This window comes from Escherichia sp. E10V10, assembly GCF_004211985.1.
Lineage (GTDB): Bacteria > Pseudomonadota > Gammaproteobacteria > Enterobacterales > Enterobacteriaceae > Escherichia.
On the sequence record NZ_RHJO01000010.1, the window covers coordinates 90,050 to 104,765 of the forward strand.

Annotated in this window: 14 protein-coding genes; 6 read left to right on the forward strand and 8 right to left on the reverse strand. The window is 50.6% G+C overall.

Translation table 11 applies throughout. The annotated features are described in order from the left end of the window. Positions 1-30 precede the first annotated feature (30 nt). A complete protein-coding gene (gene thiL / locus D9736_RS13935) occupies positions 31-1,008 on the forward strand; it encodes a thiamine-phosphate kinase (RefSeq protein ID WP_130215430.1) in 978 nt (325 codons plus the stop codon). Next, complete coding sequence (gene pgpA, locus D9736_RS13940; RefSeq protein WP_053883271.1) at positions 986-1,501, forward strand: phosphatidylglycerophosphatase A; 516 nt, start codon at positions 986-988, stop codon at positions 1,499-1,501. The genes thiL and pgpA overlap by 23 nt, the downstream gene beginning before the upstream one ends. Positions 1,502-1,570: 69 nt before the next feature. Here pgpA and yajO read toward each other — a convergent pair whose 3' ends face one another. Genes yajO through xseB form a run of 4 tightly spaced genes read right to left on the reverse strand, consistent with a single transcriptional unit; the run spans position 1,571 to position 5,628 of the window. After that, positions 1,571-2,545: a 1-deoxyxylulose-5-phosphate synthase YajO gene (gene yajO, locus D9736_RS13945; RefSeq protein WP_130258537.1), complete on the reverse strand. Its 975-nt coding sequence runs from the start codon at positions 2,543-2,545 to the stop codon at positions 1,571-1,573. Between the two features lie 54 nt (positions 2,546-2,599). After that, on the reverse strand, positions 2,600-4,462 hold the full coding sequence (dxs, locus tag D9736_RS13950; RefSeq protein WP_000006815.1) for a 1-deoxy-D-xylulose-5-phosphate synthase: 1,863 nt from the start codon (positions 4,460-4,462) through the stop codon (positions 2,600-2,602). Positions 4,463-4,486: 24 nt separating this feature from the next. Beyond that, a complete protein-coding gene (gene ispA / locus D9736_RS13955; protein ID WP_130215435.1) occupies positions 4,487-5,386 on the reverse strand; it encodes a (2E,6E)-farnesyl diphosphate synthase in 900 nt (299 codons plus the stop codon). Continuing rightward, a complete protein-coding gene (gene xseB / locus D9736_RS13960; RefSeq protein WP_001124935.1) occupies positions 5,386-5,628 on the reverse strand; it encodes an exodeoxyribonuclease VII small subunit in 243 nt (80 codons plus the stop codon). Before xseB ends, ispA begins: the two co-directional genes overlap by 1 nt. Positions 5,629-5,833: 205 nt before the next feature. Between xseB and thiI the strand changes: the two genes are divergently transcribed. Then, positions 5,834-7,282, forward strand: a complete 1,449-nt coding sequence (gene thiI, locus D9736_RS13965) for a tRNA uracil 4-sulfurtransferase ThiI (RefSeq protein ID WP_000668682.1) — start codon at positions 5,834-5,836, stop codon at positions 7,280-7,282. A gap of 53 nt (positions 7,283-7,335) precedes the next feature. Here the strand turns inward: thiI and yajL are convergent, their stop codons facing one another. Both yajL and panE read right to left on the reverse strand, forming a co-directional pair. Then, positions 7,336-7,926, reverse strand: coding sequence for a protein deglycase YajL (gene yajL, locus D9736_RS13970; protein ID WP_001276309.1), 591 nt, complete (start codon positions 7,924-7,926; stop codon positions 7,336-7,338). After that, positions 7,889-8,800, reverse strand: a complete 912-nt coding sequence (gene panE / locus D9736_RS13975) for a 2-dehydropantoate 2-reductase (protein ID WP_130206244.1) — start codon at positions 8,798-8,800, stop codon at positions 7,889-7,891. The genes yajL and panE overlap by 38 nt, the downstream gene beginning before the upstream one ends. Before the next feature lie 167 nt (positions 8,801-8,967). Between panE and yajQ the strand changes: the two genes are divergently transcribed. Continuing rightward, entirely contained in the window at positions 8,968-9,459 is a 492-nt protein-coding gene (yajQ, locus tag D9736_RS13980; protein ID WP_001138904.1) for a nucleotide binding protein YajQ, read from the forward strand. 127 nt (positions 9,460-9,586) lie between these two features. Here yajQ and D9736_RS13985 read toward each other — a convergent pair whose 3' ends face one another. Next, a complete protein-coding gene (locus D9736_RS13985; protein ID WP_130258538.1) occupies positions 9,587-10,951 on the reverse strand; it encodes an MFS transporter in 1,365 nt (454 codons plus the stop codon). A 393-nt stretch (positions 10,952-11,344) separates the two neighbouring features. On the opposite strand from D9736_RS13985, the gene D9736_RS13990 reads away from it, so the two are divergent. After that, positions 11,345-12,844, forward strand: a complete 1,500-nt coding sequence (locus D9736_RS13990) for an SEL1-like repeat protein (protein WP_130258539.1) — start codon at positions 11,345-11,347, stop codon at positions 12,842-12,844. Positions 12,845-12,854: 10 nt separating this feature from the next. Further along, the gene (locus D9736_RS13995) at positions 12,855-13,793 is read left to right on the forward strand and encodes a tetratricopeptide repeat protein (RefSeq protein ID WP_130258540.1); all 939 of its coding nucleotides are present in this window, start codon (positions 12,855-12,857) and stop codon (positions 13,791-13,793) included. A 25-nt stretch (positions 13,794-13,818) separates the two neighbouring features. Here the strand turns inward: D9736_RS13995 and cyoE are convergent, their stop codons facing one another. Further along, on the reverse strand, positions 13,819-14,709 hold the full coding sequence (cyoE, locus tag D9736_RS14000; protein WP_130258541.1) for a heme o synthase: 891 nt from the start codon (positions 14,707-14,709) through the stop codon (positions 13,819-13,821). Between the last annotated feature and the right edge of the window lie 7 nt (positions 14,710-14,716).

Sequence of the window (14,716 nt, forward strand, 5' to 3'; positions counted from 1 at the left end):
TTTTCTTTTTTACCTGCTGAGGCATAACGTATGGCATGTGGCGAGTTCTCCCTGATTGCCCGTTATTTTGACCGTGTAAGAAGCTCTCGTCTTGATGTCGAACTTGGCATTGGCGACGATTGCGCACTTCTCAATATCCCCGAGAAACAGACTCTGGCGATCAGCACTGATACGCTGGTGGCGGGCAACCATTTCCTCCCTGATATCGATCCTGCGGATCTGGCATATAAAGCACTGGTGGTAAACCTAAGCGATCTGGCAGCGATGGGCGCCGATCCGGCCTGGCTGACGCTGGCATTAACCTTACCGGACGTAGACGAATCGTGGCTTGAGTCCTTCAGCGACAGTTTGTTTGAGCTCCTCAATTATTACGATATGCAACTCATTGGCGGCGATACCACGCGTGGGCCATTATCAATGACGTTGGGTATCCACGGCTTTGTTCCGATGGGACGAGCCTTAACGCGCTCTGGGGCGAAACCGGGTGACTGGATTTATGTGACCGGTACGCCGGGCGATAGCGCCGCCGGGCTGGCGATTTTGCAAAACCGTTTGCAGGTTGCCGATGCTAAAGATGCGGACTACTTGATTAAACGTCACCTCCGTCCGTCGCCGCGTATTTTACAGGGGCAGGCATTGCGCGATCTGGCAAATTCAGCCATCGATCTCTCTGACGGTTTGATTTCCGATCTCGGGCATATCGTGAAAGCCAGCGACTGCGGCGCACGCATTGACCTGGCATTGCTGCCGTTTTCTGACGCACTTTCTCGCCACGTTGAACCGGAACAGGCGCTGCGCTGGGCGCTCTCTGGTGGCGAAGATTACGAGTTGTGTTTCACTGTGCCGGAACTGAACCGTGGCGCGCTGGATGTCGCTTTGGGACATCTTGGCGTACCGTTTACCTGTATCGGGCAAATGACCGCCGATATCGAAGGGCTCTGTTTTGTTCGTGACGGCGAACCTGTCACGTTAGACTGGAAAGGATATGACCATTTTGCCACGCCATAAAGATGTCGCGAAAAGTCGCCTGAAGATGAGTAATCCGTGGCATTTGCTTGCTGTCGGATTCGGAAGTGGATTAAGCCCGATTGTTCCTGGCACGATGGGATCGCTGGCGGCGATTCCGTTCTGGTATCTGATGACCTTTTTACCCTGGCAGCTTTATTCGCTGGTAGTCATGTTGGGGATCTGTATCGGCGTCTATCTTTGCCATCAGACCGCGAAAGATATGGGCGTGCACGATCACGGTAGTATCGTCTGGGACGAATTTATCGGCATGTGGATCACGCTCATGGCGCTGCCGACCAATGACTGGCAGTGGGTCGCCGCCGGGTTTGTGATTTTCCGTATTCTGGATATGTGGAAACCGTGGCCGATCCGCTGGTTTGATCGCAATGTGCATGGCGGCATGGGGATCATGATCGACGATATTGTCGCCGGGGTGATTTCCGCAGGCATCCTGTATTTTATCGGTCATCACTGGCCGATTGGTATCCTATAGTCGGCCGGATAAGGCGTTCACGCCGCATCCGGCGGTTGTGCGCCGTCGCGTCTTATCAGGCCTGGATTCCTATTTAAATCCTACTACCGGATGCGGTTTATACGGCGTTTCCAGTTCAGCAATCTGTTCCGGCTTCAACGTGATATCCACCGCGTTCAGCAGCTCATCAAGCTGTTCTTCCCGCGATGTACCGATAATCGGTGCGGCAATGCCCGGTTTACTCAACAACCAGGACAGCGCAACTTGTGCTCGTGTTGCACCGAGTTCTTCACTGACGCCCGTTAAGCGTTCTGCAATTTGCGCGTCATTTTCATCGCTTTCTTTGTAGAGATTTTTCCCCACCTCATCAGACACCAGGCGTGCGGTAGTTTCTCCCCACGGACGTGTCAGACGGCCCCGCGCCAGTGGGCTCCACGGAATGACCGCCACCCCCTCCTGATAACACAGTGGCAGCATCTCGCGCTCTTCTTCACGATAAATCAGATTGTAGTGATCCTGCATACTGACAAACTGCGCCCAGCCGTGCTGTTTTTGTAGCTCCAGTGCCTGAGCAAACTGCGAAGCGTGCATGGATGACGCGCCGATATAACGCGCTTTCCCGGCTTTTACCACGTCGTTCAGGGCTTCCAGCGTCTCTTCGATAGGCGTGTTGTAATCCCAGCGATGAATTTGCAGGATATCGACATAATCCATGCCGAGACGTCGCAGGCTGTCGTCGATAGAGCGCAATATTTGCGCACGGGATAATCCTTCCGGTAAATCACCAACGCGATGGAACACTTTGGTCGCAACGACAACGTCTTCACGACGGGCGAAATCCCGCAGTGCGCGACCGACAATCTCTTCGCTGCAGCCATCGGAATAGCTATTGGCGGTATCAAAGAAATTTATGCCGCCTTCCAGCGCGCGTTTGATGATGGGACGGCTGCTCTCTTCCGGCAGTGTCCATGCGTGATTACCGCGATCTGGCTCGCCAAAGGTCATACAGCCGAGGCAAAGTCGGGAAACGCGAAGGTCGGTTTTTCCTAAGGTGTTGTATTGCATGCTGCCACTCCTGCCATGAATAATTTCTTAAGCATAGCAGGAGTGGAGTAGGGATTATGCCAGCCAGGCCTTGATTTTGGCTTCCATACCGGCGGCATCGAGGCCGAGTTCGGCGCGCATTTCTTCCTGCGTTCCTTGCGGAATAAAGAAGTCCGGCAGACCAATGTTCAGCACGGGTACTGGTTTACGATGGGCCATCAGCACTTCGTTCACGCCGCTGCCTGCGCCGCCCATAATGGCGTTTTCTTCTACGGTGACCAGCGCTTCATGGCTGGCGGCCATTTCCAAAATTAACGCTTCATCAAGCGGCTTCACAAAACGCATATCGACCAGCGTAGCGTTCAGCGATTCGGCGACTTTCGCCGCTTCTGGCATCAGCGTACCAAAGTTAAGGATCGCCAGTTTCTCGCCACGACGCTTCACAATGCCTTTGCCAATTGGCAGTTTTTCCAGTGGCGTCAGCTCCACGCCGACCGCGTTGCCGCGCGGGTAGCGCACCGCTGACGGGCCATCGTTATAGTGATAGCCGGTATAGAGCATCTGGCGACATTCGTTTTCATCGCTCGGGGTCATGATGACCATTTCTGGTATGCAGCGCAGGTAAGAGAGATCAAAAGCGCCCTGGTGAGTTTGACCGTCAGCACCAACAATGCCCGCGCGGTCAATGGCGAACAGGACCGGTAGCTTTTGAATTGCCACGTCATGCAGCACCTGATCATAGGCGCGTTGCAGGAAGGTGGAGTAGATCGCGACAATGGGTTTGTATCCACCAATCGCCAGACCGGCGGCAAAGGTCACTGCGTGTTGCTCGGCAATCGCCACGTCGAAGTAGCGATCCGGGAATTTACGTGAAAACTCGACCATGCCGGAACCTTCACGCATCGCCGGAGTAATCGCCATCAGCTTGTTGTCTTTCGCTGCCGTTTCGCACAGCCAGTCGCCAAATATTTTTGAATAGCTCGGCAGGCCGCCGCTACTTTTCGGCAGACAACCGCTGGAGGGATCAAATTTAGGCACGGCGTGGAAGGTGATTGGGTCTTTCTCTGCCGGTTCATAACCACGACCTTTTTTGGTCATGATATGCAGGAACTGCGGGCCTTTCAGGTCGCGCATGTTCTTAAGTGTGGTGATAAGCCCCAGCACATCGTGACCGTCAACCGGGCCGATGTAGTTAAAGCCCAGCTCTTCAAACAATGTGCCAGGCACTACCATGCCTTTAATATGTTCTTCGGTACGTTTGAGCAGCTCTTTAATGGGCGGCACGCCAGAGAAAACTTTTTTCCCGCCTTCGCGCAGCGAAGAGTAAAGCTTACCGGAAAGCAGCTGCGCCAGATGGTTGTTGAGCGCGCCAACATTTTCGGAAATCGACATTTCATTGTCGTTGAGAACCACCAGCATATCGGGACGGATATCGCCCGCGTGGTTCATCGCTTCAAACGCCATGCCTGCGGTAATCGCGCCATCGCCAATCACACAGACGGTGCGGCGATTTTTGCCTTCTTTCTCGGCAGCAACCGCAATACCAATTCCGGCACTGATGGAGGTTGATGAATGCCCGACGCTTAATACGTCATATTCGCTTTCGCCACGCCACGGGAACGGGTGCAGGCCACCTTTCTGACGGATAGTGCCGATTTTGTCGCGGCGTCCGGTCAAAATTTTATGCGGATAAGCCTGATGCCCCACATCCCAGATTAACTGATCAAACGGAGTGTTATAGACGTAGTGCAGCGCCACGGTCAGTTCGACCGTGCCCAGCCCGGAGGCGAAGTGCCCGCTGGAACGGCTCACGCTGTCGAGTAAATAGCGGCGCAGTTCGTCGCAGAGTTTCGGTAAACTCTCTTTCGGCAACAGTCGTAACTCCTGGGTGGAGTCGACCAGTGCCAGGGTCGGGTATTTGGCAATATCAAAACTCATCAGGGGCCTATTAATACTTATTGTTTATTTATTACGCTGGATGATGTAGTCCGCTAGCGCTTCCAGTGCCGAGGTATCGAGTGACTGTTCAGCCAGTTGTTTCAGCGACTGACGGGCATCGTCGATTAGATCCCGGGCTTTCTTCCGGGCTTGCTCAAGACCCAGAAGTGCAGGGTAGGTACTTTTACCAAGTTGCTGGTCGGCACCCTGGCGTTTTCCCAACGTTGCAGTATCTCCCACCACATCCAGGATGTCATCCTGAACCTGGAAGGCAAGGCCGATGCTCTCTGCGTACTTGTCGAGTACTGGCAGAGCACGACGCCCTTTATCTCCGGCGCTTAATGCACCAAGGCGAACGGCGGCGCGAATCAATGCGCCGGTTTTATGACGATGAATACGCTCGAGTGCGTCCAGAGGTACGTGTTTGCCTTCCGCATCTAAATCTAATGCCTGACCACCGCACATTCCGGCAATACCGCTGGCGCTTGCCAGTTCTGAAATCATCGAAATTCTGTCGCGGTCCGACACTTCCGGCATATCGGCATCGCTTAAAATCGAGAACGCCAGCGTTTGTAAAGCGTCGCCAGCGAGAATCGCGTTTGCTTCGCCAAACTTCACGTGACAGGTCGGCAAGCCGCGACGCAGATCGTCATCATCCATTGCCGGTAAATCATCATGAATTAATGAGTAAGCGTGGATACACTCTACGGCGGCGGCGGGTGCGTCCAGAGTATTCAGACTTACGCCGAGCATTTGACCGGTGGCATAAACCAGGAAAGGTCGCAGGCGCTTACCACCTAATAATGCGCCATACTGCATGGTTTCTACCACGGGAGTGTTCTGAAAGGGCAGTGGGGCGATAAAACGGCTCAGCGCCTGGTTGGCCTGCTTAACGTAGGCTTCGAGTTGCTGCGGAAAGTCCATTACTCATTGTCCGGTGTAAAAGGGGTTAGAGAGGCGTCTTCGTTGTCAGACAGCAGAATTTGTACGCGCTGTTCGGCTTGTTGTAATTTGGCCTGCCCCTGACGTGCCAGCTGCACGCCGCGTTCGAACTCGTTCAGCGCCTCTTCCAGCGGCAGGTCGCCACTTTCCAGACGGGTTACAATCTGTTCCAGCTCGCTCAGCGCCTTTTCAAAGCTGGCGGGCGCCTCATTTTTCTTCGGCATAATGAATGTCTGACTCTCAATATTTTTCGCCCCGTCATGGTAACGGACTCAGGGCAAATAGCAAATAACGCGCAATGGTAAGGTGATGTGCGCAGCAAAGCGATGTTAGTGGTATACTTCCGCGCCTGGATGCAGCCGCAGGTGTGGGCTGCTGTATTTTTCCCTATACAAGTCGCTTAAGACTTGCCAACGAACCATTGCCGCCATGAAGTTTATCATTAAATTGTTCCCGGAAATCACCATCAAAAGCCAATCTGTGCGCTTGCGCTTTATAAAAATCCTTACCGGGAACATTCGTAACGTTTTAAAGCACTATGATGAGACGCTCGCTGTCGTCCGCCACTGGGATAACATCGAAGTTCGCGCGAAAGATGAAAACCAGCGTCTGGCCATTCGCGACGCCCTGACCCGTATTCCGGGTATCCACCATATTCTCGAAGTTGAAGACGTGCCGTTTACTGACATGCACGATATTTTTGAGAAAGCGTTGGTTCAGTATCGCGATCAGTTGGAAGGCAAAACCTTCTGCGTGCGCGTGAAGCGCCGCGGTAAGCATGATTTTAGCTCGATTGATGTGGAACGTTACGTCGGCGGCGGTTTAAATCAGCATATTGAATCCGCGCGCGTGAAGCTGACGAATCCGGAAGTGACTGTCCATCTGGAAGTGGAAGACGATCGTCTGCTGCTGATCAAAGGTCGCTACGAAGGTATTGGTGGTTTCCCGATCGGCACCCAGGAAGATGTACTGTCGCTCATTTCCGGCGGTTTCGACTCCGGTGTATCCAGCTATATGTTGATGCGTCGCGGCTGCCGCGTGCATTACTGCTTCTTTAACCTCGGCGGCGCGGCGCATGAAATCGGCGTTCGCCAGGTGGCGCATTATCTGTGGAACCGCTTTGGCAGCTCCCACCGCGTGCGATTTGTCGCTATTAATTTCGAACCGGTCGTCGGGGAAATTCTCGAGAAAATCGACGACGGTCAGATGGGCGTTATCCTCAAACGTATGATGGTGCGTGCCGCATCTAAAGTGGCTGAACGTTACGGCGTACAGGCGCTGGTCACCGGCGAAGCACTGGGTCAGGTGTCCAGCCAGACGCTGACCAACCTGCGCCTGATTGATAACGTCTCCGATACGCTGATCCTGCGTCCGCTGATCTCTTACGACAAAGAGCACATCATCAACCTGGCTCGCCAGATTGGCACCGAAGACTTTGCCCGCACGATGCCGGAATATTGTGGCGTGATCTCCAAAAGCCCGACGGTGAAAGCGGTTAAATCGAAGATTGAAGCGGAAGAAGAGAAGTTCGACTTCAGCATCCTCGATAAAGTGGTTGAGGAAGCGAATAACGTTGATATCCGCGAAATCGCCCAGCAGACCGAGCAGGAAGTGGTGGAAGTGGAAACCGTCAATGGCTTCGGTCCGAACGACGTGATCCTCGATATCCGTTCTATCGATGAACAGGAAGATAAGCCACTGAAAGTCGAAGGGATTGATGTGGTTTCTCTGCCGTTCTATAAACTGAGCACCAAATTTGGCGATCTCGACCAGAACAAAACCTGGCTGTTGTGGTGTGAGCGCGGGGTGATGAGCCGCCTGCAGGCGCTCTATCTGCGCGAGCAGGGCTTTAACAATGTGAAGGTATATCGCCCATAATTTGTGGTTGTGATGTCGCATCTGGTCAGATGCGACGTTTACCGCATCCGACTCTACTCGTAATAATTATAAATCCCTGCCGCCATCACCAGTTGTGATGCCACTTCATGGGCTTTTTCACGCCCAACCAGCAGGTCGATAATTTTCAGACCAAAGTCGATAGCTGTACCCGGCCCCTGGCTGGTCAGCAATTTTACCCGTGCATCCCAGACGACGCGCTTGTCCTGCCATTGTTCGGCGGGAATTTTGTCTTTCAGCGTCGGGAAGCCGGTCATATTGCCAATAGGGAAGATATCGTGCGGCACCAGCACGGTGGCTGGCGCGGCGCAAATCGCCGCGACGATACGCCCGGAACGGTGGAACTGTTTAACAGTTTCAACCAGCAGGGTGCTGTCGCGAAAACACTCCGCGCCTTTAATGCCACCAGGCAGCACGATCACGTCATATTCGCCATCGGCAACTTCGACCAGCGGCGCATCCGCCAGCAGCTTCACGCCGCGCGAGCAGGTAATTGCCAGGTTGCCATCGCTGGCGACGCTGGCAGTGGTGACTTTGATCCCGCCGCGAACCAGCAGATCTATAGTGGTGACGGCTTCAGTCTCTTCACTACCAGGGGCGAGGCAAACCAGTGCCGATGCGCTCATATTCACTCTCCTTTCTTTTTACCATTTCAAACAGGCGGGTGTTTTCCGGTACGGCAATCCCATGCGCGCGGGCGCGACGTAAGAGAAAACCATTGATATAGTCGATTTCAGTGTGGCGCAGCGCGTGGATATCCTGCAACATCGACGAGATATTTTCCGCTGTGGCATCAATCACCTGCATCACGTAATCACGCAAATCTTCTGCTGAAGTATGATGCCCTTCGCGTTCAATCACTGCCGCGACTTCTTCGCATATCTGCATAATTTCTTGCGGATGATGACGTAATTCACCGTTCGGGCAATTCCAGATGGCGGTTAGTGGATTAATCACACAGTTGACTGCCAGCTTGCGCCACAGTTCGGCGCGAATATTGTTATGCCAGGCAACGTCAGGTAATACGGTTTGCAAAATATCCGCCAGATAACTGTAATCGCCGTCCTGTTGCCGTGCCGGACCAATATGCGTGATACCGTTTGCCACATGAATAATGACATTTCCGTCGCGGCGCGCCGCATGGGTGGTGGTGCCCATCAGTAACGGCTGCTCAATGCTTTGCAACTCTTCGATGGTACCCATGCCGTTGTGAATTAACAGTATTGGCGTGGTTACAGGCAGTGTGGACGCGAGGCTTTTGACGGCATCGGAAACCTGCCATGCTTTCAGCGTCACCAGTAACAGATCGCTGGTGGCCAGAAAATCGGGATCGTTAGCGGTCAGCGATTCGTTAAATATCGAACCGTCAGTCTCAACTAGATTCACGCTACAATAAGGTTGCGGTACGCGCAGCCAGCCCTGAACTTCGTGACCCTGTTTGCAAAGTGCTGTAAGCCATAATTGCCCTAAGGCACCGCATCCCAATACGGTAATTTTCATTGTTCCTCCTCACCCGCAACCACTCCGGGTGTTCAATAAGGCTATCCCTTAATTGTGCATGCTGTTGCGTCTATGCACAATTAAGGGATACGTCCTGGTGCAGGACTGTTGGTTATTTAACTTTGCAGGTATTATGCTTCGCATCAAAAATGAAGGGAGAGGAAAAGATGCCATCTTTCGATATTGTCTCTGAAGTTGATCTTCAGGAAGCACGTAACGCGGTTGATAACGCGAGCCGCGAAGTGGAGTCCCGTTTTGACTTCCGTAACGTTGAAGCCTCATTTGAGCTGAACGACGCCAGCAAAACCATCAAAGTGTTGAGCGAGTCCGATTTCCAGGTCAATCAGTTGCTGGATATTCTGCGTGCCAAGCTGCTGAAGCGCGGCATTGAAGGCAGTTCGCTGGATGTACCGGAAAATATCGTTCATAGCGGTAAAACCTGGTTTGTGGAAGCAAAACTGAAGCAGGGTATTGAGAGCGCGACCCAGAAGAAAATCGTCAAGATGATCAAAGACAGCAAACTGAAAGTGCAGGCGCAAATTCAGGGCGATGAGATCCGCGTAACGGGTAAATCTCGTGATGATTTGCAGGCTGTCATGGCGATGGTACGCGGTGGCGATCTCGGTCAGCCGTTCCAGTTCAAAAACTTCCGCGATTAATCGCGACAATGTGCGTTTTGTTCATGCCGAATGCGGCATGAACGCCTAATTCGGCCTACAAAGGCTTGTAACTCAGGAACTTTGTAGGCCTGGTAAGCGTAGCGCAGCAGGCAATTCGCCTCCTTTTTTATGCCTGACGAATTGCCTGTTCAACCTCAAAGCGATTCGTCACTTTGCTATCGATTTTCACGTAAGCTGAATGTTCTTCTTCTGCAATTAACACTTCTTTGACGCCTTCAGTTTCCAGCAAACGCACTTTTAACGCCTCGTTTGCGGCAATGTCCGCCGGGATTTCAATGCGCAAGCTGCTGACATACGGTGGTTCTTTCATGGTACTGGCGACTGCCAGCCACAATGCTGCCAGCATTGCGCCAGCGAGAAATACGCCCTGACCGTCAAACATGCCGTCAATCCAGCCGCCCAGCGAACCACCAATCGCCACGCCAAGAAACTGGCTGGTGGAGTAAACGCCCATCGCCGTACCTTTGTAACCAGCTGGAGACTCTTTACTGATAAGCGAAGGCAGAAGGGCTTCCATCAAATTAAACGCCACAAAGAAAAGCTGCACGCCGACCACCAGTTGCCAGAACAGCGTTTGTGCGTTCCACAACACGATTTCCGCAACCACGATCAGCCCGACGCAGAAGACAAAGACTTGTTTCATTTTACGCTTAACTTCAGCGTAGATAATGAAAGGTACGACAGAGCCAAAGGCGATTAACATCGTTGCCAGATAGACCTTCCAGTGTTCAGCCGCCGGGAAACCCGCATCAGCCAGTTGCCCAGGCAGGGCAACAAACGTCGACATCAGCAGCATGTGCAGACACATAATGCCGAAGTTGAGTTTCAGCAGCCGTGGTTCCGCCAGCACTTTGCTGAAACTGCCTTTCACCATCCCGGACTCACGATTAAGTACGTGCGTGCTGCTGTTGGGTACAACCCAAATGGTCAACGCAATGCCGATCGTTGCCAGAATAGCGATCATCCAGAACAGCGCGTGCAGCCCAAGTTTGTGAGTAATGATCGGGCCAAGCACCATCGCAATGGCGAAGGTAATGCCGAAGCTCACGCCAATAAACGCCATCGCTTTGGTGCGGTTTTGTTCGCGAGTGAGATCGGAAAGCAACGCCATAACGGCTGCGGCTATGGCGCCGGAGCCTTGTAGCGCCCGGCCCAGAATAATTCCCCAGATGGAGTCAGAGAGCGCAGCAATAACGCTACCGGCAGCAAACACTGCCAGTCCGCCGACAATTAATGGTTTGCGACCAATACGGTCGGAAAGCAGGCCAAACGGAATCTGAAAAACGGCCTGGGTCAGACCATAAATACCAATGGCAATACCGATTAATGCTTCGCTGGCACCTTGCAGTGCCATACCGTACGTAGTCAGAACCGGCAGTACCATAAACATGCCCAGCATGCGCAATGAAAATACGGTCCCTAAACCCCAGGTCGCGCGCCGCTCACCTGGCGTCATTTTATAATCGTTCATTACCACCTCTTAAAAAATTGCCCACATAGTGTAGTGCGGAGCGCATGTTAGGTAAACAGAGTGTTAATGAGTAAATATTACATAAGAGAGTGATTTTTACGTCAGGTATGAGCTTCTCTCATATTCTTGCCATTAATATATCATGCATTAAATATAACAAATGAAAAGCTCAAATGATTTTATCCTGCAACTAATGACATTATTTTCGGATTTATTGATGGGCGTGTAACTTTTTATCAAAGGATGGTGTTATTTTATCGCAATAAATAGAAACGTTGGAGGCACTGGTTATGCTGTTTCAACTTAAATGTTTACTTATTACCTGGGCCGTTATGGCAGCGTATTTATTCATGAGGTGGATGTTTGGTGGTTGAATATATCAAGGAGGAATGTATGTGGTCTGGTAAAGTTATTTTATTATCATTGGGTTTATCTCTGGCTTCTTTTTGTTATGCTTCAACAGATATTGATCAACTGTATGAACGTATTGTCAATAAAGATCAGACGGCGTTAAAAGAACTGCAAAAATTAGCTGATACCAATAACACGCAGGCGCTAGTGCTACTGGGATTTGTTTATGAACACGGAGTGACAGTATCTGTTGACATTCCAAAGGCGATTCAGTGGTATGAGAAAGCCTGTAACCAGGGGGGCGAATACGGTTGTTATAATGCACGTTATTTCTTTCAATATGGTAAAGGCATAACCCTGGATGTGACACGAGCACAGATGTATGCCAGTAAGTCGAAAACTGACGATCTTAATATTCCGCCTGATTTGATGAATAAAATAATTAATCAGGCCTATGAATTGAAATCCGGGGCCGAGACAGACAAAACGAAACGGGCGAGTTTAATTGAATTTGTCAGTCGTTATGTCGGTCAGGCACCCGAGAATGATTTGCTTTTTTGGGGGCGAATTGGTTTCAGTAAACCGGAAATTCTGCGTCTGGCAACTCTATGGGCGCAGGAAGGCGACCCCGAAATGGATTATATTGTCGGAAATCTTTATCTCGATGATTTTTCACCTTCTGATGATAGACGTTCTTTAGACACCATAAAGAAAGCACTGCAATGGTTTCGCACTGCGGCAGAAAAAGGTTATCCGATGGCGCAGTATACCATGGGCGATGCCTACGAAAATGGCAGTGCTGGTTTAAAAATTGATGCTGTCGAAGCCAAAAAATGGTACGAATTAGCTGCAAATAAGAATGACGAAAAAGCATTAGTGGCCCTGGGGAATATTTACTATTCTGGGTTGACCGGTGAGGTTGATTATTCTAAAGCGAGCGTGCTTTTTGACAAGGTTGAACAGCAAGGGGCAAAAAAAGCCGCGTTGTGGTTAAGTTGGATGTATTACAACGGATTAGGTGAAACGCTTGATTGTAATAAGGCATGGGATTATTACGAAAAAGGTGCGGGGAAATATTCAATGAAATTTAATAAGGATGAATATTTAACCCGTTGTAATCAAGATCAGAAAACCCGAGAAACACAGGGTGATATTTTACCTTATCTCACGTTAAAACATTACGGGACCTATGGCTTTAACGCAAATGAAAAACCAAAAATATGCGATGTCAGTATTGAAATTAATGCAGATAAAATTAGTGGTATAACTAATTTGCAGTTGACGCTTGAGCTAAAGGGGAGTGAGGGAATGAGTAAAGAATATACCCTTTCTGTCCCTCCTTTTAGTTTGAATACGCTCGGTGTGGATATGTATAATAATTCCAGTCATATAAGAAAAAGCTATATAGACATCCCAATGTATAATCGTAATTTATGCGATTTTCATGATTTGACTTATTCTGTTAAAGCTGCGACGGCGATACTGAATGGAAAACAACGTGATTTATTAAAAGAAGAGCATATTCAGGTGCAAGATAAATAAGGGATATTTTATGTTTCCTAAAAGAATATTATTTTCTTTAATGCTGATAGTTTCACCAGGCGTGGTGGCAAGTGAGAAAGCGCATGAATTGTATGACAGCATATACGATGGTAAACCTGCGCCCGATGTTATAAGTACACTGCATAAAATGGCTGAATCGGGGGATGTCGACGCGCAGAGCCTGTTAGGCTGGGAATATTATCAGCCCCGCTATGATACGAAACCCAACGTGCAGGAAGCGATTAAATGGTTCGAGTTAGCCGCCAGGCAAGGTCATGGAGATGCTTTGCTGGCACTGGGAGATATTTACTATTCCGGTACACTTATACGGGTGGATTACGCCAAAGCGTATGCGTTATTTAATCAGGCCGCGCAGCACGGTATAAATTTAGCATGGTCCAGATTGGGTATGATGTACGCCAATGGTCAGTATGTTGAGGTAGATTGTAAGAAAGCGAAGGAATATCTTGATAAGGGTGTCCACATTTATGGTGGCCCGCAGAACTTTCTTGCCGCCTGTCGAAAAGACATGATTGACAGAAAAACGGTCGATGATATGTTGCCAGCCATCACAATTACCCATTCTGGAATGCGGGATAATTTTTTAGATGAGAGCTTTTCCTGTATGGACAGCCTCTTTGCCGAAACCAATAAATTAGGCGAAGTGGCCAATCTTCGTGTTACGTACAACATCAAGAGTCCGTCTGGTAAAGAAATTATCCAAACGGTTGGTTTCGAGCCTTTCGGCTTAAACCGGCTGAATATTAACTTTACTGATTACATAATTGGTTCGTTTAGCAGCAATTCATTGCTCCTTCTTTATAGATCCGATTTTGAGTCGAAAATGTGTTCACAGGTGAAGACTCGCATTATTGCCGCAACGGCAACGATAAAGGGTAAAGAAGTGGATCTGCTAAAAGTGGGGGCAATAAAAAACCCGCCAGAGTAAGCGGGTTTTTTGATGACGATAAGATTTACCAAACAGACGCCAGCAGCGTATGCGAGTCCGGCACCATAAAATCAACGGACATCATCACCGAGAGGGCAGTGATGGCGATGATAGAGAAGCCAAACAGCTTACGCGCCCAGACTCTGTCATCAGCAACTTTATAACCGCGCAGGGCCATGCCTAACCACCAGACGCTCACCGCTGCGGCGACCACCAGATATTTATACCCAGCGTAACCGCCAAGAGAGAGCATCAGCGTGGCAACGGCAAAGGCGATGATATACAGCGTGATGTGATTCTTCGCCACCGAAATGCCTTTTACCACCGGCAGTACCGGAATGTTTGCCGCCTGATAATCCTTAAAGCGGAAAATGGCGATGGCATAGGAGTGAGGCATCTGCCATAGGCTGAAGATAGCCAGCAGGATCGCTGCGCCGCTATCGAACTCGGCGGTTACCGCACAGTAGCCAATCACCGGCGGCGCAGCGCCGGAGAGCGAACCAATCAACGTGCCGTAGACTGAGTGGCGTTTCATGTACAGGCTATAAACGCCGACATAAACCACGAAGCCCATCACCCCCAGCCAGCAGGCCAGCGGATTCGCGCCAAACCACAGCAGCATAAAGCCAGCAATACCCAGCAAGGTGGCGTACACCAGCGAGACAGCAGGAGAGATCAGGCCTTTAACCAGCACCCGATTCTTCGTCCTTTCCATCTTTCTGTCGATATCCCTGTCGATGTAGTTGTTAAACACACAACCCGACGCCACAACCAGTGACACCCCAACCAGCGTGTAGATAAACAGGGGATAATCAATGCTGCCCTTTGAGGCCAACAGGAATCCCCCAATCACCGAGATCAGGTTGCCAAAGATGATGCCTGGTTTCGTTACTTGCAGGTATTGCTTAAACATCATAACCGCC

What these genes read in the sequence shown, in the direction of transcription:
- panE (WP_130206244.1), bottom strand. Translation starts at nt 8,800, where the DNA reads ATGAAAATTACCGTATTGGGATGCGGTGCCTTAGGGCAATTATGGCTT.
- pgpA (WP_053883271.1), top strand. Translation starts at nt 986, where the DNA reads ATGACCATTTTGCCACGCCATAAAGATGTCGCGAAAAGTCGCCTGAAG.
- dxs (WP_000006815.1), bottom strand. Translation starts at nt 4,462, where the DNA reads ATGAGTTTTGATATTGCCAAATACCCGACCCTGGCACTGGTCGACTCC.
- D9736_RS13995 (WP_130258540.1), top strand. Translation starts at nt 12,855, where the DNA reads ATGTTTCCTAAAAGAATATTATTTTCTTTAATGCTGATAGTTTCACCA.
- cyoE (WP_130258541.1), bottom strand. Translation starts at nt 14,709, where the DNA reads ATGATGTTTAAGCAATACCTGCAAGTAACGAAACCAGGCATCATCTTT.
- D9736_RS13985 (WP_130258538.1), bottom strand. Translation starts at nt 10,951, where the DNA reads ATGAACGATTATAAAATGACGCCAGGTGAGCGGCGCGCGACCTGGGGT.
- thiI (WP_000668682.1), top strand. Translation starts at nt 5,834, where the DNA reads ATGAAGTTTATCATTAAATTGTTCCCGGAAATCACCATCAAAAGCCAA.
- thiL (WP_130215430.1), top strand. Translation starts at nt 31, where the DNA reads ATGGCATGTGGCGAGTTCTCCCTGATTGCCCGTTATTTTGACCGTGTA.
- yajO (WP_130258537.1), bottom strand. Translation starts at nt 2,545, where the DNA reads ATGCAATACAACACCTTAGGAAAAACCGACCTTCGCGTTTCCCGACTT.
- ispA (WP_130215435.1), bottom strand. Translation starts at nt 5,386, where the DNA reads ATGGACTTTCCGCAGCAACTCGAAGCCTACGTTAAGCAGGCCAACCAG.
- yajQ (WP_001138904.1), top strand. Translation starts at nt 8,968, where the DNA reads ATGCCATCTTTCGATATTGTCTCTGAAGTTGATCTTCAGGAAGCACGT.
- xseB (WP_001124935.1), bottom strand. Translation starts at nt 5,628, where the DNA reads ATGCCGAAGAAAAATGAGGCGCCCGCCAGCTTTGAAAAGGCGCTGAGC.
- D9736_RS13990 (WP_130258539.1), top strand. Translation starts at nt 11,345, where the DNA reads ATGTGGTCTGGTAAAGTTATTTTATTATCATTGGGTTTATCTCTGGCT.
- yajL (WP_001276309.1), bottom strand. Translation starts at nt 7,926, where the DNA reads ATGAGCGCATCGGCACTGGTTTGCCTCGCCCCTGGTAGTGAAGAGACT.